This is a genomic window from Mesorhizobium sp. B2-1-1 (assembly GCF_006442975.2).
Lineage (GTDB): Bacteria > Pseudomonadota > Alphaproteobacteria > Rhizobiales > Rhizobiaceae > Mesorhizobium.
Genome location: NZ_CP083954.1, coordinates 4381070 through 4403619, shown reverse-complemented (window position 1 = coordinate 4403619; position 22550 = coordinate 4381070). Strand labels below are relative to the sequence as shown.

Here is a 22550-nt window from a genome sequence, read left to right as displayed (position 1 = left end):
CTGAGTGAGGCCAAATCGTGTCATTTGTGCAACAACGCTGGGGGATAGCAGCCGCACAGCCCTTTCGCCGGTACGATCGTGGTTGAACCCCGTCTGCTCATGGGTAATGTCGATTTCGAAGGAGCGGCGCGGTGCGCATCTTTTTCGGTAGTGGGGATGGGGCAGGGAACGCTGTCCTTCAGCAAAGAATACCCAGACCCGTTTTTTAACTTTTGACTGGAGGTCAGAAAATGAACATCAAGAGCCTTCTTCTCGGCTCCGCTGCGGCCCTGATCGCAGTTTCCGGTGCGCGCGCCGCCGACGCCGTCGTCGTCGCCGAGCCGGAGCCCGCTGAATACGTCAAGATTTGCGACGTCTACGGCGCTGGCTACTTCTACATCCCCGGCACCGAGACCTGCCTGCGCATCGGCGGCTACATCCGTTATGACATCGGCGGCGGCGACGTCGGCACGTTCAACGGTTCGAAGACTGCGGACCACCAGGACGGCTCGGTAAATGACACCTGGCACAAAAATGCCCGCTTCACGCTGAAGACCTGGACCGGCCAGGAAACCGAGCTCGGCACCTTGAAGACCTACACCGAGACCCGCTTCAACTTCGGCAACGACAACGCCATCGAGTTCGCCAACACCGCCCACAACAAGGACGTCTCGCTGAACTTCGCCTGGATCCAGCTCGGTGGCCTGCGCGTCGGTAAGGACGAATCGGCCTTCGATACGTTCGTCGGCTACGCCGGCAACGTCATCCAGGATACGCTGGTTCCTTATGGTGACTTCGACACCAACGTCGTCCAGTACTACTTCGACGCGGGCAATGGCTTCTCGGCCGTGGTCTCGCTCGAAGAAGGCGCGGGCGTTGTCGGCACGATCGACAGCTACGTTCCGCATGTCGTCGGCGGTCTGAAGTGGACGCAGGGCTGGGGCGCCATCAGCGGTGTCGTCGCTTATGACAGCAACTACGAAGAAGTTGCCGGCAAGGTTCGCTTGGACGTGAACGTCAACGACGCACTGTCGCTGTGGGTCATGGGCGGCTACGGCACTGATGACAACCTCAACGACGACGCGGGCAATGTTATCGACGCTCATGGTCGCGGTTTCTACAAGCAGTGGGGCGGCAACTGGGCTGTCTGGGGCGGCGGTACCTACAAGTTCAACGAGAAGACCTCGTTCAACGCGCAGGTGTCGTATGACGATTGGAAGAACCTGGGCATCGCGGCGAACATCGCCTACGACGTCGTCCCGGGCTTCACGGTCACGGCCGAAGTCGACTACCTCAATGCAGGCAGGTTCGACGACGCCGACTTCTCGAACTGGACCGGCGCCGACAAGAAGAGCAGCATCGGCGGTATCCTCCGCTTCCAGCGCTCGTTCTAAGGGCTGGTTCCATACAGGTGAAATCCAGCCCGGGCGCATCAACGCCCGGGCTGTTTTTGTTTCGTGACTGGATCAAGGCAAACAGAAGGAACAGGGGGTAACGGTAGCTGAATAGAGTCCGTGGGATGGTTTCGTGGGATCCGCTGATGGCGGATGAAATCACAACTGCGTGATTCAAATCTCTTGAAAGGACGCTCCCAAGCGGATAGGGCTGAATCTATCCCACTCGGGGGTGTGGCAAATGATGACGACCGAAGCGATTCAAGAGGGCGAGCCCTCCGATCATTTTTCGATGTTTTCTTCTCAGAATTCAAAGTTTAACTACACCTACAATAAAATACGAGAAGTAAAGTCGCATAGGGTTGGAGATCTTTTTTCGGCATATCGAGACATATTGTGGGATGATGGGCGGCATAAATACAATGTCAGCTCGTTCATCGGCGAGATAGACGAGATTCTGCTCGGGGAGCGTTTCAGCGCCTTTGATCAGAGTACCCTGGACAACCTTATCGGCACCTTGCGCCAGCGCGGCAACAGCAACGCAACCATCAATCGAAAGATGGCTGCCCTCAGCAAACTGCTGCGCAAGGCCTACAAGATGGGAGATATCCACAGCCTGCCCGAGTTCCGCCGCCAGAAGGAGCGGTCGGGACGGATTCGTTTCCTTGAAAGGGACGAAGAGGCCAGGCTGTTCGCCGCCATCAGGAGCCGCAGCGAGGATGCTTATCGGCTTTCCGTCTTCCTGGTCGACACTGGCTGCCGCCTTGGCGAGGCGCTCGGGCTGATCTGGAACGACATCCAGGAGCATCGCGTCTCCTTCTGGATCACCAAGTCCGGCCGCAGCCGCACCATTCCGATGACCGAGCGTGTCAAGGAAGTGATCAAGCTGCCTCCCGGCGAAGGCCGTCGGCCGAAAGGCCCGTTCACCACATTCAGCCAGGCTCAATACCGTGCCATCTGGAACGATGCGAAGGCCGAAGTCGGTCTGGCCGCCGACGATCAGGTGGTGCCGCACATTCTGCGCCATACCTGCGCCTCGCGTCTTGTCCAGGGTGGCATCGACATCAGGCGCGTGCAGATGTGGCTCGGCCATCAGACCCTGTCGATGACGATGCGCTATGCGCATCTGGCCACCAATGACCTCGACGGCTGCGTCACCGTGCTGGAAGTACCCCGGTCTGGCGGCGTCGACAGCATGAAGGCAGCGCCCGAACCGTCGCCTCGTGCTGCGGCGCGCGGTGCGTCAGACGAACCGCCTGCCGTGAAGACCCCGGCTAAGGCAATGAAGAAGGCCTCAAAGTCCCGATAAGTTCACGCTTTGAAGACGCTGTGGACAACCAATTCCGTGGATCTCCCGATCTGCGGGTTATTCGAGGCATGCTATTCCGGCTTCGGAACCTACCTTGGTCGCCCTGCTGTCGTTTGCCTCGCCGGCAACGGTTTTTAAAGGCGAGTCGGCAGCCGCTCGGCTCTGTCGAGGAAAGCGGCGATGTCGCCCGGCAAGGTTCCGGTTTCGAGAAAAGGGGCGTGACCCTGGCCTTCGACGGTGATCGTCTGCATTGCCGGATGGCGCTCCCGCATCTGCCGCTGTGTGCCCACCGACAGCAAACTCGAATTGGCGCCGCGTATGGCGAGCATGGGAAGGGCCGACAGGGCGTCGAATTGCGGCCACAGCGCCGGCAGCGGCTGCATCAGGTCGAGATTTGCAACCGTGTCGACCAGCTTCGGGTCGAAATCCGGCAGCAGGCCCTGATCCGTTTCGCGGTAGAGCGCCAGCACCATGCGCTCCCAGTCCGCATCGGCGAGCGCTGAAAAATCCCGGCCGTGAACGCGGCGCTGGGCTGCCACTGCTTCGGCGAAGGTCTTCGGCTTCGGTTTGCGTTCGAGATACGACTGGATATGGGCAAGGCCGGCCGGCTCGATCACCGGTCCGATATCGTTCAGCACGATCGCTTTCAATATGGCCGGCCGCAGCGCACCCAGGACGTGAATGATCAGGCCGCCGCGCGAGGTGCCGACGAAGGCGGCTTCCTCGATTCCCAATGCCGCCAGTCCGGCAAGAATGTCGCCGGCTTCGACGCCGACATTATAGCGGCTGACATCGGGATCATAATCGGACTGCCCGCGGCCGCGATAGTCAAAGGCGACGACCTTGCGCGGGCTTCCCGCTTTGCCGGCCAAATAGAGCGCGAGTTCGTGGAAGTCGCGTGCATTACGGGTGAGGCCGGGCAGGCAGACGACTGGCCAATGTCGCGAATTTGCGTCGCCATAGATCCGGGCATGGAGCTTCAGCCCATCGGGCCCCGCGTAGAAGAAATCGGAGAAACCTTCGCTCGCCATTGGAATGCTGCCGCTTGCTCTCGCCGGATGGTCCGTCTGCTACAGGCGAGGGGAGGGATGGTCAAATGGAGCAGTTACTTCTCCTCTTGCGGGCCGAAGGTGGCGAGGCCCCTTCACTCAGCCAAGGCGGGCGGGTCCGCGCGAGGCCAACTCCTCTCGCAAGAGGAATGAAAGCCGTCAACTCCGCCCGTTCACAAGATCTCCCACAATGTCATACTTGCCGGAAATGCGCATCTTGTAGACCTCGTAGTTCTCCATCACGCGCTGTACGTAACTCCTTGTTTCCGTGTAAGGAATCCGCTCGATCCAGTCAACGACGGCGTCGATGTCCTTGCCGCGCGGATCGCCGTATTTCGCCACCCATTGGGCAGCGCGGCTGGGGCCGGCATTGTAGCCGGCGAAGGTCAGCACATAGGAGCCGTTGAAGCGGTCGAGCTGCTGGCCGAGGAAGGCCGAGCCCAGCGTCGCATTGTAGCCGGCGTCGGTGGTCAGGCGTGCCTGCGAGAATTGCAGCCCGGCCTTCTTCGCCAGTTGCTTGGCGGTTGCCGGCATCAGCTGCAGCAGCCCGCGCGCGCCGGCGCTCGATATGGCGCCGATGTTGAATTCGCTTTCCTGGCGGGCGATGGCATAGGCCAGCGCCTTGCCCGAACCGGAAATATCGGCGCTATCGGGGATGACCCCCAAAGGATGCGACAGCGCGCCGACGTCGATGCCACGCGCGCCGGCGATCTTGCCGATCTTGAGCGACATGAAGTGGTTGCCCTGCTTTTCCGCCAGCACGGCCAGCAGCGCCAGTTCGCCCGGGCTGGTCAACTGTCCTGCAAGGTCACGATAGAGCGTCTCGGCATAGCGGTCGTAGCCCGCCTCCTGCAACCGCTTGATGGCGGCGACGGCTTCGCGGCCGACGAAACTCTGGCGATCGGCGGCGCTCGGCGTGGGATAGGCGATGTTCAGCGCCGGGCGACCAATGCGCTCGGCGGCGAGCTGGCCGTAGAATGTCGTGCCGTAGGCCGCCGCGCGCGCAAAATAGTCCTTTGCGTTACCCGGGCCACCAACTTCGGCGGCGCGGCCGAGCCAGTAATAGGCGCGCGACAATGTCATCGGCCCCTGCGCAAGGTCGGCGATGCGCGCGAAATGTGTTGCGGCAAGCCTGGGATCGTTCAGACCGCGCAGCGCGTACCAGCCGGCATGGAATTCGGCTTCGGCGGCGTTCGCTGTGCTTTCGGCCGCATGCATGGCGACGATCCTGTAGGCGGCTTTCATGTCACCCTTGTCGACCAGCTCGCGCGACAGTACCCGGCGCTCCACCCACCAGGCATCCGGGTCGACCAGCGCTTCGCGATCCGTCGGCGCCTTCATCACGATGGCGGCGGCGTCGGCAATATTGTCTTGCTTGCGCAGATATTCGGCTTGCGCGAAGAAATAGCCGGCAGAACGCTGTGAAGCCGGCACCGCCTTGAGCAGCTTGGGGGTGTTCTTGTCGCCCTTGTCGGCCGCCGCCCAGGCGGTGGCCAGTTGCTCCGCTTGCGCCGGGCCGGCGACGCGCTGCGCCGCGCCGACCCGGTCGGCGTAGAACATGCGCTCCATACGGAATCGGTGATCGGCGGCCGGGATCAGCCCGCCGAACTCCTTGATCAGCGCTGTCTCGTCCTTGGCCTCCAGGATCGCGGTGCGCCAGAACGGCACCAGCACCGAACGCGCCGCCTCTGCCTTGCCCAGGGCCACATAGGCGCGGGCAAGAAGCATCACGCCTTCGAATGTCTGCGGCTGGCTGCCGTCGAACGCTTGCACAACGATGTCGGGGGCGGGGTTCTCGCGATAGAGTGCGCGTTCGCTGTTCTTGCGCAGCGCGGTTGTCCCCGGCCAGTTGGGCAGCATTTTCGCTGCGGCCGCAATGTCGCCGCTCGGCACCTTGTCGCCGCCATAAAGCGCGATTGCCCAGGCAAGGATGTGCTGGTCGAGCGAACGGGCGGGAAGGGCATCGCGTGCGGCGCGGGCACCGGGAATGTCGCCCGCCGCCAGTGCGTCCAGACCGCTCTTCAACTGCACGATGCTGGGAGAGGGGGCCGTATCGCGTGGACCCGCATCTTGCGAGCCTTGCATGCCGGGTATCGGAATGGCCGATGTCAACTGCACGTCGACGCTGCCGCCGATCGCCATCTCCGGCATCAGCGCGACGACCGCGCCCAGGAGCGCGAAAAGATGAGGCCGCCTAGTCGGCATCGTTCAGCCTTTACACATCACCAGCAGGCGCGGAAGCTTCGCGACCTGGACCAGACCGTAAGCTTAGGTCATGAAGGGCCAGTTAACAAAAGGTTATCGAGGCCGTTCGAATTGCCTTTGCTGGCAGCATGGCAATGCTTGCCGCGCAACCATGTCGAGACTATGGTGCGCCGCCTCGCTTTCGGTTAGAAGGCGCGACATTAAGACCAGAGACGAAAACACCCATGCATATCGCCCAGAAGTGGCTACCGGTTTTGGGATAACGATATGCGTGAACAAGAAGTCCCAAGGAGTTGGACGAACATGCTGAGAGGCTCGCTGACCGCGCTCGTGACACCGTTCGAAAAGAGCGGGCGTTTCGACGAGAAAGCCTTTCGCGCCTTTGTCGACTGGCAACTTGCGGAGGGCACGACAGGCCTTGTTCCCGTTGGCACCACCGGCGAGTCGCCGACGCTGTCGCATGACGAGCATCGTCAGGTGGTCAAGGTCTGCATCGAGGCGGCCAGGGGCCGCGCTCCGGTCGTCGCCGGCGCTGGCTCCAACAACACCGCGGAAGCGATCGGCCTGGTCCAATATGCCGAACAGGCAGGCGCCGATGCTGCACTTGTCGTCACTCCCTACTACAACAAGCCGACGCAGCGCGGGCTCTATGAGCACTTCGCCGCCGTCGCCAGGGCAACCAAGCTGCCGATCATCATCTACAACATCCCGCCGCGGTCGGTCATCGACATGATGCCGGAGACGATGGGCCGGCTGGCGCACGACTTCAAGAATATCGTCGGCGTCAAGGACGCGACCGGCAAGGTCGAACGGGTTTCCGAGCAGCGTATGACCTGCGGCAAGGATTTCATCCAGCTTTCCGGCGAAGATGCATCCGCGCTCGGCTTCAACGCGCATGGCGGTGTCGGCTGTATCTCGGTGACGGCCAACGTCGCGCCGCGGCTTTGTGCCGAATTCCAGGAGGCGACGCTGTCCGGCGACAGCGCCAAGGCGCTGGAATTGCAGGATCGCTTGCTGCCGCTGCACAAGGCGATCTTTATCGAACCCGGCGTGTCCGGCGCCAAATATGCGCTTTCAAAGCTCGGCAAGGTCGAGAACGTGCTGCGCTCGCCGCTGGTCACGGTCGAACAATCGACGGCCGAAAAGATCGACGCGGCGATGAAGCACGCCGGCTTGATAAATTAGGGATGAGGCGCCACCTCTCCGCATTATGAATCAAGTCAGAAAAGCCGATCCCAACAACAAGACCGTTGCGGAAAACCGCAAGGCGCGGTTTTCCTATGAGGTGCTCGACACGATCGAGGCCGGCCTGGTGCTGACCGGCACCGAGGTCAAGTCGCTGCGCCAGGGCCAGGCCAACATCCAGGACAGCTATGCCTCGGTCGAGGGCGGCGAGATTTGGCTGATCAACTCCTATCTACCGGAATATCTGCAGGCCAACCGCTTCAACCACGAGCCGCGCCGGCGCCGCAAACTGCTGCTCAACAAGCGCGAGATGGCCAGGCTGTCGCAGAGCGTCGACCGCGAAGGCATGACCCTGGTGCCGCTGAAGATCTATTTCAACGACCAGGGCCGGGCCAAGCTGCTGCTCGCCGTAGGTCGCGGCAAGAAGCTGCACGACAAGCGCGAGACGGAAAAGCAGCGCGACTGGTCGCGTGAGAAGGGCAGGCTCTTGAAAGAGCGCGGGTGACAGCCATCAGGCGGTAGCCAAGCGGATAAGTGTTTGGCTTTCAGGGTTCTAGCCAAGGAGCCAGAATACCGGAGGGGACAGTCTTGAAGAACCGGATCATCCTCTGGGGATCGGTCAGCCTGGTTTTTGCAATGCTCATGGTCGCTGGCGGCTTCTTCTATTTCCATGCGTTTTCTCCGGATCGCGGCAAATATCCTGTCAGGGGCATCGACGTTTCGCATCATCAGGGCCGGATCGACTGGCGACGCGTTGCCGCCGCCGATATCGCCTTTGCGGTCATCAAGGCGACCGAGGGCGGCGATCATGTCGACGATGCCTTTGCTACCAATCTGCGCGAGGCTCGTGCTGCCGGGCTCGCTGTCGGCGCCTATCACTTTTTCACCTTCTGCCGGCCGGGCGCCGACCAGGCGAAGAATTTCATCGCCGTGGTGCCGCACGACCAGCCTTTGCTGCCGCCGGTTGTCGACATCGAGTTCGGCGGCAATTGCCCGCAGCGTCCTTCGCCCGAACAACTCGACACCGAACTCCAGGCCTTCCTCGGTCCCGTTGAAGCCGCCTTTGGCAAGAAAGCCATCATCTATCTGACCGACGATGCAGCAACGGCCTATGCAGGACAGATCGCCGCCCGTCCGCTCTGGCTTCGCTCACTGCTGCTCGAGCCGGGTCGCGACGATTGGGTCTACTGGCAGTACCACAACAGGGGCCGCGTCGAGGGCATCGTCGGTGACGTCGACCTGAACGTCCTGCAAGGCGGTCAGGAGAAACTGTCCGCATTGTTCGCGCCGGCGTTGTAAGCCAATTCCAGACCCTACGAATCCAGGAACGCCGCAATTTCCCTGAAAACGCTGACGAACATCGCTTCGGTCAGCACGCCGGTGTTGGTGTTGTAGCGCGAGCAGTGATAGCTGGAAAACAGCGTGATGCCCCCGGCCTCCTGCCGCCCGCCATGCTTGAAGGGATAGGCGGCGACGCGCTGGCCCAGTGCCCGCACGGTCGACTGGTGCGCGATCGAACCAAGTGTCAGCACGGCCCGCAAATTGGGAAACCGTGTGATCGTCGGCACAAGGAAAGTCCGGCAGGTGGCGATCTCGGCGCCCACAGGCTTGTTCTCGGGAGGCACGCAGCGGACGGCGTTGGTGATTGCCGTTCCAACGAGCTCCAACCCATCGTCAGGCCGCGCCTTGAACTCGCCGCGCGCCAAGCCGTGCGCGATCAACGTGCCGTAGAGCAGGTCGCCGGCATAGTCGCCCGTGAAAGGCCGGCCCGTGCGGTTCGCTCCGCGCAGGCCGGGCGCAAGCCCGACGATCAGCAGCCGGACCGAATCGTCGCCTTCGGGCGGCAGGAAGGTCGGAACCGGCGCGTTGAACCACGATGGCTCGCGTTGCCGCCACTCGGCAATGAAGCCATGCAGCCGTGGACAGAGCGGGCAATCGCGATCGGGTTCCGGGGAGGCGGCCAGATGTGCGGCCAACGCAGCCGCCCTCAGTACTCGTCCTCTTCCGTCTCGGCCGGTTCGGGTCGGCGCACCGGCCTTTCGGAAGGATCGCGGCCCACCTCGTTCTTCAGCGTCATCAGGTCGATGAAATGGTCGGCCTGGCGGCGCAGATCGTCGGAGATCATCGGCGGCTGCGAGGCCATGGTCGAGACGATCGACACCTTGCGCCCGCGCCGCTGCAGCGCCTCGACCAGCGTGCGGAAATCGCCGTCCCCGGAGAAGATGACATAGTGGTCGACGACATCGGCCAGTTCCAGCGCATCGACGGTCAATTCGATGTCCATGTTGCCCTTGATCTTGCGGCGGCCGGTCGAATCGGTGAATTCCTTGGCCGGCTTGGTGACGACCTTGAAGCCGTTATAGTCGAGCCAGTCGATCAGCGGCCGGATCGAGGAATATTCCTGATCCTCGACCAGGGCGGTGTAATAGTAGGCGCGCAGCAGGTAGCCGCGTTTCTGGAAGCTCGACAGGAGCTTGCGATAATCGATGTCGAAACCGAGCGCGCGCGACGTGGCGTAGAGATTGGCGCCGTCGATGAACAGGGCGATCTTTTCACGGGGGTCGAACATGGAAAAATTCCTTTTCGAAATAAGCGGCCGTCAAAACGAAATGCGACTATCAGTAGGGTTCGCAATAAACCGGCTGACCTTACGCTTTTCGAAATAACGCCAGTTTTGTGGCAATCCAAGGGTTCGTTGCCGCACTGCAAGCAATTGTGATCGCCGGCTTGGTACCGGGCGCACCGGAGCTCGACCGAAACCGGTTTCGGGGGAAATCCGACAAAGCAATGACAGATCGTCCGTTCTCCGGCCCCGGCATTCCATAATGCTTGTATTTCCGCGGCGTTCGGGTTATTGACCGCGCCTGTTTTCCATTAAATCCAGGCATGAAAGGGGCAATCCATGGCCCGCGTAACCGTTGAAGATTGCATCGACAAGGTCGACAACCGCTTCGAACTGGTGCTTCTGGCCGGCCACCGTGCTCGTCAGATCAGCCAGGGCGCGCAGATCACCGTCCCGCGCGACAATGACAAGAACCCGGTCATCGCACTGCGCGAGATCGCCGACGAGACGTTGTCGCCGGACGACCTCAAGGAAGACCTGATCCATTCGCTGCAGAAGCATGTCGAGGTCGACGAGCCCGAAGCCGATGGCGAGGCGATCGCCGATCAGACCGGCGCCGCCGTCACGGCCGCCGATACCGATGATGCCGAGGACAACATCGCCTTCGATCGCATGACCGAGGAAGACCTGCTGGCCGGCATCGAAGGCCTGGTGCCGCCGGAAAAGAGCGACGACTACTAAGACTGCTTTGCGGAGGCGCCTGGAACAATCTTCCGGCACTTCCGTCCCGGCAGTTTCGTGGCTATCTATGACATGCGCCGTGCAGCAGTGCGGCGCATGATTCATTTCATCGCCGAGAGATTCCGCCCATGATGCGTCAGTATGAGCTTGTCGAGCGCGTCCAGCGCTACAAGCCTGACGTCAACGAGGCGTTGCTCAACAAGGCCTATGTCTATGCCATGCAGAAGCATGGCCACCAGAAGCGCGCTTCCGGCGACCCCTATTTCTCGCATCCGCTCGAAGTCGCCGCCATCCTCACCGAAATGCACATGGACGAGGCGACGATCGCCGTCGCCCTGCTGCATGACACGATCGAGGACACCACGGCGACCAGGGCCGAGATCGACGAACTGTTCGGGCCCGAAATGGGCAAGCTGGTCGAGGGCCTGACCAAGCTGAAGAAGCTCGACCTCGTCTCCAAGAAGGCCGAGCAGGCCGAGAACCTGCGCAAGCTTCTGCTGGCGATCTCGGAAGACGTGCGCGTGCTTCTGGTCAAGCTCGCGGACCGCTTGCACAATATGCGCACCCTCGACCATGTGCCGGAAGCCAAGCGCCTGCGCATCGCCGAGGAGACGATGGATATCTATGCGCCGCTGGCCGGGCGCATGGGCATGCAGGGCATGCGCGAGGAACTGGAGGAGATCGCCTTCCGCTACATCAATCCGGAAGCCTATCGCGCCGTCACCGCCAGGCTCGCCGAGATTTTCGAGCGCAACAAGGGTGTGCTGTCGGAGATCGAGAAAGCGCTGTCGGCTCTGTTCGAGAAACACGCGATCAATGCAGGCGTCAAAAGCCGGCAGAAGAAGCCGTGGTCGGTGTTCCGCAAGATGGAGGCCAAGGCGCTCTCCTTCGAGCAATTGTCCGACATTTTCGGCTTTCGCGTCGTCGTCGACAATGTCGAGGACTGCTATCGCGCGCTTGGCGCCATCCACACCGCCTGGTCGATGGTGCCCGGCCGTTTCAAGGACTACATCTCAACACCGAAGCAGAACGACTACCGCTCGATCCACACCACCATCGTCGGGCCGTCGCGTCAGCGCGTCGAGCTTCAGATCCGCACCCGCGAGATGAACAAGATCGCCGAATATGGCGTCGCCGCCCATTCGATCTACAAGGATACCGGCGGCAAGGCGAACGGCACGGCCCATTCGATCTCGAAGGAAACCAATGCCTATGCCTGGCTGAGGCGCACGATCGAACAACTCGCCGAGGGCGACAATCCCGAGGATTTTCTCGAGAACACCAAGCTGGAACTGTTCCAGGATCAGGTGTTCTGCTTCACCCCCAAGGGCATGCTGATCGCGCTGCCGAAAGGTGCCACGCCGATCGACTTCGCCTATGCGGTTCACACCGATGTCGGCGACACCTGCGTCGGCGCCAAGGTCAACGGCCGCATCATGCCGCTGATGACGGAGCTGAAGAATGGCGACGAGGTGGAGATCATCCGCTCCAAGGCGCAGGTGCCGCCGGCCGCGTGGGAATCCGTCGTCGTCACTGGCAAGGCGCGCGCCGCCATTCGCCGCGCCACCAAGAACGCCATCCGCAAGCAGTATTCGGGTCTCGGCGCGCGCATTCTCGAACGGGCTTTCGAGCGGGCCGGCAAGAATTTCACCAAGGAAAACCTGAAGCCCGTCCTGCACCGGCTGGCGCGCAAGGACATCGAGGACGTGCTGGCGTCCGTCGGCCGCGGCGAATTGGCGTCCACCGACGTCATGAAAGCCGTCTTCCCAGATTACAAGGACGAGCGCGTCACGCCGGCGGCGCCCAAGCAGCGCGAGGAAGGCTGGTCGAAGATCCGCAACGCCGCCGGCATGCTGTTCCAGATCCCGGGCCGTGCCGCGCGCAAGGACAAGGACCAGCCGCGCGACGGCGCGGTGCCGATCCGTGGCGTGCGCGGTGACCTGCCGGTGCGTTTCGCGCCGGAAGGGGCGGTGCCTGGCGACCGCATCGTCGGCATCGTGCAGCCGGGCACCGGCATTACCATCTATCCGATCCAGTCGCCGGCGCTGCAGGCTTTCGACGACCAGCCCGAGCGCTGGATTGACGTGCGCTGGGACATCGACGAGCGCACCAAGGAACGCTTCCCCGCGCGTATTTCCGTCACCGCCATCAATGCACCGGGATCGCTCGCCGACATCGCCCAGGTCGTTGCCTCGAACGATGCCAACATCCATACGCTGTCAATGGTGCGCACCGCGCCCGATTTCACCGAAATGCTGATCGATCTCGAAGTCTGGGATCTGAAGCATCTCAACCGGCTGCTGTCGCAGCTCAAGGACAATTCGAGCGTCAGCGATGCACGGCGTGTCAATGGCTAACTCGGCTGATCTACACGGGGATAGACGGATGAATACGGACGAAGTGCTGGATATTTTTCGCCAGGCTGGTGCTGTCCTGGAGGGGCATTTCATCCTGACGTCGGGTCTGCGCAGCCCTGTCTTCCTGCAGAAGGCGCGCGTGTTCATGCATGCCGATAAGACCGAGCGGCTGTGCAAGGCGCTGGCCGAAAAGATCCGCGCCGCCGTGCCGGGTAAAATCGACTATGTCGTCGGCCCGGCCATCGGCGGGCTGATCCCGGCCTACGAGACTTCGCGCCATCTTGGCGTGCCGGCGATCTGGGTCGAGCGGGAAGGGGGCGAGTTCCGGCTGCGCCGCTTCGAGATCGCGCTCGGCGCGCGTGTCGTCATTGTCGAGGACATCGTCACCACTGGATTGTCTATCCGCGAGACCATCGACTGCCTGCGCGAACTTGGCGCCGAGGTCACGGCGGCGGCCTGCATCATCGACCGCTCGGCGGGCAAGACCGATGTCGGCGTGCCGCTGATCGCCCTCGCCGAGTACGAGGTGCCGGCCTATCCGGCCGATCGGCTGCCGCCGGAACTCGCCGCCATACCGGCGATCAAGCCGGGCAGTCGCAATATCTGAGAGGGGCGGGATGATCATCAGTATCGATCATTTCGTGCTGACGGTGGCCTCACTCGAGGCGACCTGCGCCTTTTACCAGCGCGTTCTGGGCTTTAAGCGCATCGATACGCCGGGCCTGCCGACAGCCCTGGCTTTCGGCAACCAAAAGATCAATGTCCACGAGGTCGGCCGCACCTTCGAGCCGAAGGCGAAGTCGCCGACGCCCGGAGCCGGTGATTTCTGCCTGATCACCGATCGGCCGCTCGGCGAACTCCTCGCCAGTCTCGAAGCCGATCGTGTGGCGGTGGAACTTGGACCGGTCGAGCGGGTCGGCGCACGCGGTCGCATGATGTCTGTCTATTTCCGCGATCCCGAGGACAATCTGGTCGAGGTCAGTGAATATCTGGAATAGGCGCCGTTAAATCCGCGCGAGATCGAGCAGCATTGCGCAGCGCCGACTCGTTGGCATCCCGTGCGCGGCTTCCTGTCTCAGCCACCCGGCGAGCCGCGCATCGATCTGCGCATCCTCCAGGACGCGGAATCCGAACTTTCTGTAGAACGGCGCGTTCCAGGCAACATCGCGAAATGTCGTCAGCGTGATCGTCGCAAGGCCGCGGCGCCTGGACTCCTCGATAACGGTCTCCAGCAGGGCTCGGCCGATGCCCGAGCCCTGCCACTCAAAACGAACGTCGAATTCCAGGATATGCAATGCATCGTCCTCAACGCTGGCGCTCAAGAAGGCGATGGCGCGGTCGCGCTTGTCCGTGGCGACCCAGCATGTGCCCTCGGCGATCATTGCGAGGTGCCGCTCGACGCTCATATTGCCGTCGTCGGCGATCCAGGCGAGGTCCGGTATGGAACGAAACGCCAGCCCGGCGGATTGCTCGATATCGGGCAACTCTTTCGCGTCGTCCTCTCGCGCTGGTCGAATGGTGGTCATGCCGGCCATCCTTCTCTTCTCCTCAGTTTCGCCTCAATGGCGATCTTGTTACCCCCTGCGGCAGACCATCGCGGCAGCGTTTCGTTGTTCCGAAGCCAGCCTGTCGCTATATCAAAGTCGTTGTTGCCTTTCTGCGCCCCGGAAGCGCAAGATAAGTTGCTGTGACCCGGCTTGGGCTGGCAGACGGCGGGTATTGGTAGATCAGGAATTGGAATAGAGTGCTTTTTCGACGCCGCGAGCCTGATGGCCTCTTGGAGCGGGTGCGTACCTATCTATGGCCGCGCCGGTCGTTTTCGCGCTCGCTGCAGTACTTTTCCAAGCGCATCCTGCGGCTGAAGGCCACGCCGCATGCGGTGGCGGCCGGCGTCGCCGCTGGCGTCTTTGCTTCGTTCTTTCCGGTGGGTTTCCATTTCGCCATTGCCGCGGTGCTGTGCTGGCTCATCGCCGGTAATCTGGTGGCGGCCGCACTTGGCGCAGTATTCTTCGGCAATCCGCTGACGTTCCCGCTGCTGTGGGGCGCCTCCTGGGAGACCGGCAAGCTGATCCTGCACAGCCGCCTGCCAGCGCACGGCCCGCCAGCACATCTGGGCGAGATGCTGCACAACCTTTCCTTCGCGCAATTGTGGGCCCCGGTGCTGAAGCCGATGCTGATCGGTGCGATACCGCTTGGACTGGCCTTTGGGGTTCTGTTCTACGCCATCACGCGCTGGGGCATGAACGCCTTTCGCGAGCAGCGGCGCAAACGGCTGGCAGAGCGCGCGGCCCGCCATGAGCAATCGTCTCACCCAAACGCAAGCATCGGTTCCACCGCGCGATGATCATCGGCATCGGCAGCGATCTGATCGATATCAGACGCATTGAAAAGTCCTTGGAGCGCCATGGCCAGCGCTTTATCCAGAGAATCTACACCGAAGTCGAGCAAGCCCGCTCCGAAAACCGTCGGGCGCGGGCGGCCTCCTACGCCAAGCGCTTCGCAGCCAAGGAGGCCTGCGCCAAGGCACTGGGCACCGGCCTGGCGCAGGGCGTGTTCTGGCGCGACATGGGTGTCGTCAATCTTCCGAGCGGCGCGCCCACCATGGCACTGACCGGTGGCGCCGAGGCGCGGCTGAACGCGATTCTGCCAAAGGGCCATCGGGCGATGATCCATCTCACCATCACGGATGATTTTCCGCTTGCTCAAGCCTTTGTGATCATCGAAGCGTTGCCCGTCGAACAAGCGCCACATTGATTGCATCTGACCACCGGCATGACGTTGCCCAGCGCGCGCCGAGACTCTATACCATCCAACGCACAATCGAGGACGACATGAGCGTGGCTGAAAAACCCCAGAAGAAATCCGGCGGGCTTGGCGAAACCGTCAGCGTCATCGTCCAGGCGCTCTTGCTTGCCTTGGTCATTCGCACGCTCTTGTTCCAACCCTTTTCCATCCCGTCGGGTTCGATGCGGCCGACGCTGCTCGAGGGCGACTATCTCTTCGTCACCAAATGGTCCTACGGCTATTCCCGTTATTCGCTGCCCTTCGGCCCGGACATCTTCTCGGGCCGCATCTGGGGCTCCGAGCCGAAGCGCGGCGATGTGGCTGTGTTCAAGTTCCCGCCGGACCCGTCCGTCGACTATATCAAACGTGTGGTGGGCCTGCCTGGCGACAAGATCCAGGTGAAGGACGGCCAGCTGTTCATCAACGGCGTCGGCGTGCCGCGCGTGAAGACCGGACAGATCGACAATCCCGACATCACCGAAAAGGATTATCCGATCGACGTCTATCGTGAGACGCTGCCCAACGGCGTCAGCTACGATACGCTGGATCTGTCGCCGAACTCGATCGGCGACAACACGCGCGAGTTCGATGTTCCGCCCGGTCACTATTTCATGATGGGCGACAACAGGGACAACTCCGCCGACAGCCGATTCTCCGTCGGCTACGTTCCGGCCGAAAACCTGGTTGGCCGGGCCAACCTTGTTTTCTTCTCGATCGCCGGCAAGGCGAGCCCGCTCGAAATCTGGAAGTGGCCGTCGCTTATGCGTGCTTCGCGCCTCTTCCACTTCGTTAATTAGGGTCATGGCGGCGACAAGACGGCTGACCGCCGACGCGCTCGCCGAAGCGCTGGTGGAGCGCACGGGCCATGCCTTTGCCGACCGCAGGCGCCTGCAGCGTGCCTTGACCCATGCCAGCGCCCGCGGCGCCAATGCCGGCACCGACTATGAGCGCTTTGAGTTCCTGGGCGACCGGGTTCTCGGCCTCGTGGTGGCCGATATGCTGCTGGCCGCGTTTCCCGATGCGGCGGAAGGCGAATTGTCGCTGCGGTTCAACGCGCTGGTCAATGCCGAGGCGCTGTCGGAGATCGCCGAACATATTGGTCTGCCGGAGCTGATCCGCGCCGGATCCGACGTTCAAGGGCTCGAGGGACGCAAGCGCGTCAATCTGCGCGCCGACGCGCTGGAATCACTGATCGCCGTGCTCTACCTCGACGGAGGGCTGGAAGCGGCGCGCGCTTTCATCCACAAATATTGGCAGCCGCGCTCGCAGGCGTCGGGTGCCGGCCGACGCGACGCCAAGACCGAGTTGCAGGAATGGGCGCATCAGGCGGCAAGCGCCGTGCCCGTCTACCGCATCGATAGCCGCGAGGGGCCGGATCACGATCCGCTGTTCACCGTCAGTGTCATGGTTGGTGGGTTTCAGCCGGCTGTCGGCAGCGGCCGCTCCAAACGCGAGGCCGAGCAGGCCGCCGCCGCCGCCCTTCTCATTCGTGAAGGTGTCTGGATCGATCAGGGAGAGGCGGCATGACAGCCACGGAAGACACGGTTCCGGCCGCGCCTGCGGCCGTTACGCATTCCGGCTTCGTAGCGCTGATCGGTGCGCCCAATGCCGGCAAGTCGACGCTGGTCAACCAGCTTGTCGGCGCCAAGGTGTCAATCGTCACCCACAAGGTGCAGACGACGCGTGCCATCGTCAGAGGCATCGCCACGCACGACAACGCGCAGATCGTCTTCGTCGATACGCCGGGCATCTTCAAGCCGAAGCGGCGTCTCGACACGGCAATGGTGACGACAGCCTGGGGCGGCGCCAAGGATGCCGATATCGTGCTGCTCCTGATCGATGCCGAGCGTGGCATTAGAGGTGATGCCGACGCCATTCTCGAACGCCTGAAGGATGTGCGCCAGCCGATGGCGCTGATCCTCAACAAGGTCGACCGCGTCAAGCCGGAGGCGTTGTTGGCGCTGGCGGCAGCAGCGAACGAAAGAGTGCCGTTCAAGCGCACCTTCATGGTTTCGGCGCTGACCGGCTCGGGCTGCAAGGACCTCCTCGATTACCTTGCCGAGGCGCTCCCGGTGGGGCCCTGGTATTATCCGGAAGACCAGATCTCCGATCTGCCGATGCGCCAGCTCGCCGCTGAGATCACTCGCGAGAAGCTCTATCTCAGGCTGCATCAGGAACTGCCCTATTCCTCGCACATCGAAACCGAGAAATGGGAAGAGAAGAAGGACGGCTCGGTGCGCATCGAGCAGGTCATCTATGTCGAACGCGACAGCCAGAAGAAGATCGTGCTCGGCCACAAGGGCGAGACCATCCGCGCCATCGGCCAGGCGGCGCGTATGGAAATCGCCGGCATCCTCGAGCAAAAGGTGCATCTGTTCCTGTTCGTCAAGGTGCGCGAGAACTGGGGCGACGATCCCGAGCGCTACCGCGAGATGGGGCTCGAGTTTCCGCACTAGGATGGATGGTTAGCAAGTCGAATATCGACGCAGCTTTGGTCAGCCGGTTGATCGCGGCGCAGTTTCCTCGCTGGAGGGATCTTGCGGTTCGGCCGATTGAACCTGGCGGATGGGACAACAGAAGCTTTCGTCTCGGCGACGAGATGACCGTTCGGTTGCCCAGTGCCGCCGCCTATTCCCTGCAAGTGGAGAAGGAACATCGCTGGCTGCCGAGGCTGGCGCCGCTGTTGCCGCTGCCCATCCCTATACCGCTGGCGATGGGAGCCCCGGCCGAAGGCTATCCGTGGCATTGGTCCGTCTACAGGTGGATCGAAGGTGAGACTGCAAAGCGCGAGCGTATCGCCAACCTGTCGGAATTCGCGGCGGACCTGGCCGGCTTTCTGGTTGCGCTGAAGCGGATCGACCCGGCTGGCGGACCGGGGCCGGGCCAACACAATTTCTTTCGCGGCGGGCCGCTGAACGTCTATGACGGGGAGACGAGACAAGCGATCGCGGCGCTCGACACCCGTATCAACGCCGGCGCGGCAAGCGCTGTCTGGGAAACGGCTCTTGCCGCCCCTTGGCAAGGCCCGCCCGTCTGGTTCCACGGCGATGTCAGCTGGGGCAATCTTCTGGTTGAACACGGCAGGCTAAGCGCGGTGATCGACTTCGGCACCTCCGGCGTCGGCGAGCCCTCATGCGATCTGGCGATTGCCTGGACATTGTTCGAGGGAAAGAGCAGGGGGGCCTTCCGCGCTGGCCTCGGCGTCGACGACGCGACCTGGGCGCGCGGCCGCGGCTGGGCACTGTGGAAGGCGCTGATCACCGCCGCCGGCGAGATAGACGTCAACTCGGCCGAGATCGAACAATCCTGGCGCGTGATCGACGCGGTGTTGGCCGACCACAAGCGCCGGTAATAATGACTCAAACCGTTGGCTGGTGGCTATCGACCAGGGACGCCGAGGTTCCGTTGGGTCGACTTCTCAGTTGGCCAGCGCGGATTCTTGCAGACGAGTCCGCCGACGTCGGATTGATCTTCCCATCATGGCCTGTGGTCCGTCCCGGCGTGCCCGTGACCCGCTGAAAAGACTCCTTCGAGGGGATCGGCTTCGGTTTCACGTGGCTGGGGAATGGCTAGGTAGAAACGACCACGGAAGTGGATTTATTTAAGCGAAATTTCTCAAACAATCGGTATCCGTGGAATATCAGCATAAAATTGGAGCATACAGGGAATTATTACGGAAATATGACAATGTTCCACTTGTGCGGTTCCGTAATTTGAAGTGAATTCTCCAGTGATATTTCTGCAACACGGATTTAATCTATGTCATCAATCCCGAATGTTTGTGGAATTGTCATTGAAGGCGGAAGATTGATGGGTATGTTCGCCGCGAAAAGGGGACGCGGTGCGGGCCTTTTTCGTTGTGGTGAGGCGGGAAAATATATCCGCCAACCAAAATCCGAAGCCATTTTTAACTTTGACTGGAGAGGTCAGAAAATGAACATCAAGAGCCTTCTTCTCGGCTCAGCCGCGGCACTGATCGCGGTCTCCGGCGCTCGCGCCGCCGACGCTGTCGTCGTCGCCGAGCCGGAACCCGCTGAATACGTCAGGATCTGCGACGTCTACGGCGCCGGCTACTTCTATATCCCCGGCACCGAGACCTGCCTGCGCATCGGCGGCTATCTCCGCTATGACATAGGCGTCGGGGACAGCGGCACGCTGGATGGCGTCAACAACGTTGCCGATCACATGGACGGCGATAGCCACGACACCTACTACAAGAACATGCGCTTCGCGCTGAAGACCTGGACCGGCCAGGAAACCGAGCTCGGTACGTTGAAGACCTACACCGAGACTCGCTTTCAATTTGGCAACAGCAGCGGCGACTATGAGACTGGCGGCACTGGCTGGCAGGCCGGCAACAAGGCGACGACCCTCAACTTCGCCTGGATTCAGCTCGGCGGCCTGCGCGTCGGTAAGGATGAAACGGCATACGATTCGTTTATCGGCTATGCCGGCAACGTCATCCAGGACACGATCATCCCGTACGGTATCAAGGATACCAACGTCGTGCAGTACTATTTCGACGCTGGCAGCGGCTTCTCGGCCGTGGTCTCGCTCGAAGAAGGTACCGGCGTCAACACGATCGACAGCTATGTTCCGCATGTCGTCGGCGGCTTGAAGTACAAGGGCGACTGGGGTGCGGTCACCGGCGTCGTCGCCTATGACAGCAACTACGAGGAAGTGGCCGGCAAGGTTCGCTTGGACGTCAATGTCGGCAAGGAATTGACGCTGTTCGTCATGGGCGGCTACGGCACCAACGACAACATCAACGACTTCGGCACGGGCCGCACCCAATACAAGCCGTGGGGCGGAAACTGGGCGATCTGGGGTGGCGGCACCTACAAGTTCAACGACAAGACCTCGTTCAACGCCCAGATCTCCTATGACGACTGGAAGAACCTCGGCGTCGCTGCCAACGTCGCATACACGATTGTGCCCGGTTACACGATCACGGCTGAAGTCGATTACCTCAATGCAGGAAAATTCGACGACGCCGACTTCAACAACTGGACCAAGGCCGACAAGAAGAGCAGCGTCGGCGGCATCCTCCGCTTCCAGCGCTCGTTCTAACGGATCGACTGACCCCACCAGACCGCCCGCAGCTATGCTGCGGGCGGCTTTTTATGCACCCTTGCGAGAGCCAGCCCAGGCACCAAGCCCGTACCTTGATTTCGCCACCCGATCGGTGAAATGCTCCAGGCATGGAATGGCGCGACGAGGGAATCATTCTCGGCACCCGCAAGCATGGCGAAACCAGCGCCATCCTCGAGGTGATGACGCGTGCGCATGGCCGCCATCTCGGCCTCGTGCGTGGCGGGCGCTCGCGCAAGCAGCAGCCTGTTCTCCAGCCCGGCAACCGTGTCGACCTGCTTTGGCGGGCGCGCCTTGATGAGCACCTAGGCACGTTCCAGGCCGAAGCGATCGAGATGAATGCGGCCAGGTTGATGGAGAGTGCGGTCGCCGTGTATGGCCTGCAGACCATGGCCGCGCATCTGCGCCTGCTGCCCGAGCGCGACGCCCATGGCGGCCTCTACGAGGCGCTGTCGGTGATGATCGTGCATCTCGATGACGTCGATGCGGCCGGCGAACTGGTGGCCCGTTTCGAGCTCCTGATCCTCGACGAACTGGGTTTCGGTCTCGATCTCAGCCAGTGCGCCGCGACCGGCACGCGGCAGGATCTTGCCTATGTCTCGCCGAAATCGGGCCGAGCGGTGTCGCGGGAAGCCGGCGCGCCCTGGTGCGACAAGATGCTGGCGCTGCCGGCCTTCCTGCGTGGCTCCGGCCTGCGCGCCGATCCGGCGGCGATCCAGGATGCCTTCCGGCTCACCGGCTTCTTCTTCACCCGTCACGTCTACGAGCCGCGCGGCATCGAGCAGCCGGACGCGCGCTCCGGCTTCCTCGCCGCGCTGCGGAAGCACCACACGACAAAAGGCCTGTCGGGAGAAACCGCCGCGAGAGAAATCATCACATGAGCGAAGTGGAACTTTATCCAGGCCGGGTCTCGCCGCTCGGCCTCGGCACCATTCCGCATGCCGACATGCTTGCCTACACCGGCCTGGAACTTTTGCAGCGCATCATCGATGGCAAATATCCGGCGCCGCCGATTTCCTTCCAGCTCAGCTTCCCGTGCCGTGTTTCGGGGTGTGCCGAACGAGCGCCACCTGAACCCGTTGGGGGGCGTGCATGGCGGCTGGGCGGCGACACTGCTCGATTCGGCGCTTGCCTGCGCCGTGCAGACGCTGCTCGCAAAAGGCGAGGCCTATACGACGGCGGAATTCAAGGTGAACCTGACGCGGCCGATCACGCCCAGGACCGGAGAGGTGGTCTGTGAGGGCAAGGTTATTCACAAGGGTCGCACGCTGGCGGTATCCGAGGCGACGTTGAAGGATGCCGGCGGCAAGTTGCTGGCTTTCGGCACCGAGACATGCTCGATCTTCCCGGCCGCCAATCTGGCGGCACGATAAGGATCGTCCAAACACGCACTGGACGACCGGTGAGAACAGCAGGCGCCTATCCGGCTTTTTGCCGTTCCACGAAATCGTCCAGGATCGCGCGCTGGCCTTTGAGTATCTTGAGACCGGCCTCCAACTCTGAAAACCAACCGGCCCGGTCAACTTCGGGAAATGCCTTCATGGATCCCGACCTTGGCGGCCACTCCATGGTGAACATGTTGCTTCTGATGGCATCGGTGTCGACATCGGCCTCGACGCTCCACGCACTCACGATCTTGCCGCCAGGCTGCCGATAACTGCCGACAGGCTGGAAGTCGCCGTTGATGGCGACGCCGAGTTCTTCTTCCGCCTCACGTCGGGCGGCTTTCAACTCGTCCTCGCCTTCGTCGACGAGCCCTTTGGGGATAGACCATGCCCCCTCGTCTTTTCTTGCCCAGAACGGTCCACCCGGATGGACGAGCAGGAACTGGAGGGCCCCGGCGTTTCGCCGGTAGATCAGCAGTCCTGCGCTTCGTTGCGGCATACGTATTCC

Annotated in this window: 23 protein-coding genes and 1 pseudogene; 18 read left to right on the top strand and 6 right to left on the bottom strand. The window is 62.1% G+C overall.

All coding sequences use genetic code 11. From position 1 onward, the window contains the following. Positions 1 to 230 precede the first annotated feature (230 nt). Both FJ972_RS21760 and FJ972_RS21755 read left to right on the top strand, forming a co-directional pair. A complete protein-coding gene (locus FJ972_RS21760; RefSeq protein ID WP_140520695.1) occupies positions 231 to 1373 on the top strand; it encodes a porin in 1143 nt (380 codons plus the stop codon). A gap of 241 nt (positions 1374 to 1614) precedes the next feature. Further along, positions 1615 to 2682 (top strand): tyrosine-type recombinase/integrase, encoded by a 1068-nt coding sequence (locus FJ972_RS21755; protein WP_226880370.1) that lies wholly within the window; start codon positions 1615 to 1617, stop codon positions 2680 to 2682. Positions 2683 to 2816: 134 nt separating this feature from the next. Here the strand turns inward: FJ972_RS21755 and FJ972_RS21750 are convergent, their stop codons facing one another. Together FJ972_RS21750 and FJ972_RS21745 are read right to left on the bottom strand one after the other, a co-directional pair. Further along, positions 2817 to 3713 (bottom strand): alpha/beta fold hydrolase, encoded by an 897-nt coding sequence (locus tag FJ972_RS21750; protein ID WP_140520694.1) that lies wholly within the window; start codon positions 3711 to 3713, stop codon positions 2817 to 2819. Positions 3714 to 3890: 177 nt separating this feature from the next. After that, complete coding sequence (locus FJ972_RS21745; protein WP_140520693.1) at positions 3891 to 5936, bottom strand: lytic transglycosylase domain-containing protein; 2046 nt, start codon at positions 5934 to 5936, stop codon at positions 3891 to 3893. Positions 5937 to 6239: 303 nt separating this feature from the next. On the opposite strand from FJ972_RS21745, the gene dapA reads away from it, so the two are divergent. The 3 genes from dapA to FJ972_RS21730 all read left to right on the top strand — a co-directional run bounded on the left by dapA (position 6240) and on the right by FJ972_RS21730 (position 8420). Continuing rightward, the gene (gene dapA / locus FJ972_RS21740) at positions 6240 to 7121 is read left to right on the top strand and encodes a 4-hydroxy-tetrahydrodipicolinate synthase (protein WP_140494617.1); all 882 of its coding nucleotides are present in this window, start codon (positions 6240 to 6242) and stop codon (positions 7119 to 7121) included. A gap of 25 nt (positions 7122 to 7146) precedes the next feature. Continuing rightward, on the top strand, positions 7147 to 7626 hold the full coding sequence (gene smpB / locus FJ972_RS21735) for an SsrA-binding protein SmpB (protein ID WP_140494616.1): 480 nt from the start codon (positions 7147 to 7149) through the stop codon (positions 7624 to 7626). A gap of 83 nt (positions 7627 to 7709) precedes the next feature. After that, positions 7710 to 8420, top strand: coding sequence for a GH25 family lysozyme (locus FJ972_RS21730; protein ID WP_140520692.1), 711 nt, complete (start codon positions 7710 to 7712; stop codon positions 8418 to 8420). Between the two features lie 14 nt (positions 8421 to 8434). Here FJ972_RS21730 and FJ972_RS21725 read toward each other — a convergent pair whose 3' ends face one another. Together FJ972_RS21725 and FJ972_RS21720 are read right to left on the bottom strand one after the other, a co-directional pair. After that, complete coding sequence (locus tag FJ972_RS21725; protein ID WP_181168444.1) at positions 8435 to 9112, bottom strand: uracil-DNA glycosylase; 678 nt, start codon at positions 9110 to 9112, stop codon at positions 8435 to 8437. Then, positions 9109 to 9690 (bottom strand): NYN domain-containing protein, encoded by a 582-nt coding sequence (locus tag FJ972_RS21720; protein WP_140494612.1) that lies wholly within the window; start codon positions 9688 to 9690, stop codon positions 9109 to 9111. Before FJ972_RS21720 ends, FJ972_RS21725 begins: the two co-directional genes overlap by 4 nt. A gap of 333 nt (positions 9691 to 10023) precedes the next feature. Between FJ972_RS21720 and rpoZ the strand changes: the two genes are divergently transcribed. From rpoZ to FJ972_RS21700, 4 genes are all read left to right on the top strand, one after another. Then, entirely contained in the window at positions 10024 to 10425 is a 402-nt protein-coding gene (gene rpoZ, locus FJ972_RS21715) for a DNA-directed RNA polymerase subunit omega (protein WP_140494610.1), read from the top strand. Positions 10426 to 10553: 128 nt separating this feature from the next. Continuing rightward, positions 10554 to 12782, top strand: a complete 2229-nt coding sequence (locus FJ972_RS21710) for a RelA/SpoT family protein (RefSeq protein WP_140520691.1) — start codon at positions 10554 to 10556, stop codon at positions 12780 to 12782. Between the two features lie 28 nt (positions 12783 to 12810). Then, a complete protein-coding gene (pyrE, locus tag FJ972_RS21705) occupies positions 12811 to 13389 on the top strand; it encodes an orotate phosphoribosyltransferase (RefSeq protein ID WP_140520690.1) in 579 nt (192 codons plus the stop codon). A gap of 10 nt (positions 13390 to 13399) precedes the next feature. Then, entirely contained in the window at positions 13400 to 13780 is a 381-nt protein-coding gene (locus tag FJ972_RS21700; protein WP_140494603.1) for a VOC family protein, read from the top strand. A 6-nt stretch (positions 13781 to 13786) separates the two neighbouring features. On the opposite strand, the gene FJ972_RS21695 is transcribed toward FJ972_RS21700, so the two are convergent. After that, positions 13787 to 14317 carry a GNAT family N-acetyltransferase gene (locus FJ972_RS21695; RefSeq protein WP_181173464.1) on the bottom strand — a complete coding sequence of 177 codons (531 nt, stop codon included), beginning with the start codon at positions 14315 to 14317 and terminating at the stop codon, positions 13787 to 13789. A gap of 209 nt (positions 14318 to 14526) precedes the next feature. Between FJ972_RS21695 and FJ972_RS21690 the strand changes: the two genes are divergently transcribed. From FJ972_RS21690 to FJ972_RS21650, 9 genes and pseudogenes are all read left to right on the top strand, one after another. Then, entirely contained in the window at positions 14527 to 15126 is a 600-nt protein-coding gene (locus tag FJ972_RS21690) for a DUF2062 domain-containing protein (RefSeq protein WP_140494599.1), read from the top strand. Continuing rightward, the gene (gene acpS / locus FJ972_RS21685) at positions 15123 to 15536 is read left to right on the top strand and encodes a holo-ACP synthase (RefSeq protein WP_140494597.1); all 414 of its coding nucleotides are present in this window, start codon (positions 15123 to 15125) and stop codon (positions 15534 to 15536) included. The genes FJ972_RS21690 and acpS overlap by 4 nt, the downstream gene beginning before the upstream one ends. Before the next feature lie 77 nt (positions 15537 to 15613). Continuing rightward, on the top strand, positions 15614 to 16363 hold the full coding sequence (gene lepB / locus FJ972_RS21680; protein WP_140494595.1) for a signal peptidase I: 750 nt from the start codon (positions 15614 to 15616) through the stop codon (positions 16361 to 16363). 4 nt (positions 16364 to 16367) lie between these two features. Further along, the gene (gene rnc, locus FJ972_RS21675; RefSeq protein WP_140520689.1) at positions 16368 to 17093 is read left to right on the top strand and encodes a ribonuclease III; all 726 of its coding nucleotides are present in this window, start codon (positions 16368 to 16370) and stop codon (positions 17091 to 17093) included. Continuing rightward, entirely contained in the window at positions 17090 to 18022 is a 933-nt protein-coding gene (gene era / locus FJ972_RS21670) for a GTPase Era (protein WP_140494591.1), read from the top strand. The genes rnc and era overlap by 4 nt, the downstream gene beginning before the upstream one ends. Positions 18023 to 18027: 5 nt before the next feature. After that, on the top strand, positions 18028 to 18918 hold the full coding sequence (locus FJ972_RS21665; RefSeq protein WP_140520688.1) for an aminoglycoside phosphotransferase family protein: 891 nt from the start codon (positions 18028 to 18030) through the stop codon (positions 18916 to 18918). 581 nt (positions 18919 to 19499) lie between these two features. Next, positions 19500 to 20636, top strand: a complete 1137-nt coding sequence (locus tag FJ972_RS21660) for a porin (protein WP_140517808.1) — start codon at positions 19500 to 19502, stop codon at positions 20634 to 20636. A 131-nt stretch (positions 20637 to 20767) separates the two neighbouring features. Next, on the top strand, positions 20768 to 21538 hold the full coding sequence (gene recO / locus FJ972_RS21655) for a DNA repair protein RecO (protein WP_140520687.1): 771 nt from the start codon (positions 20768 to 20770) through the stop codon (positions 21536 to 21538). Continuing rightward, positions 21535 to 22030, top strand: a pseudogene (locus FJ972_RS21650) (PaaI family thioesterase). Before recO ends, FJ972_RS21650 begins: the two are co-directional and overlap by 4 nt. Positions 22031 to 22076: 46 nt before the next feature. Here FJ972_RS21650 and FJ972_RS21645 read toward each other — a convergent pair. Continuing rightward, complete coding sequence (locus tag FJ972_RS21645; RefSeq protein WP_140520686.1) at positions 22077 to 22541, bottom strand: NUDIX domain-containing protein; 465 nt, start codon at positions 22539 to 22541, stop codon at positions 22077 to 22079. Positions 22542 to 22550 lie beyond the last annotated feature (9 nt).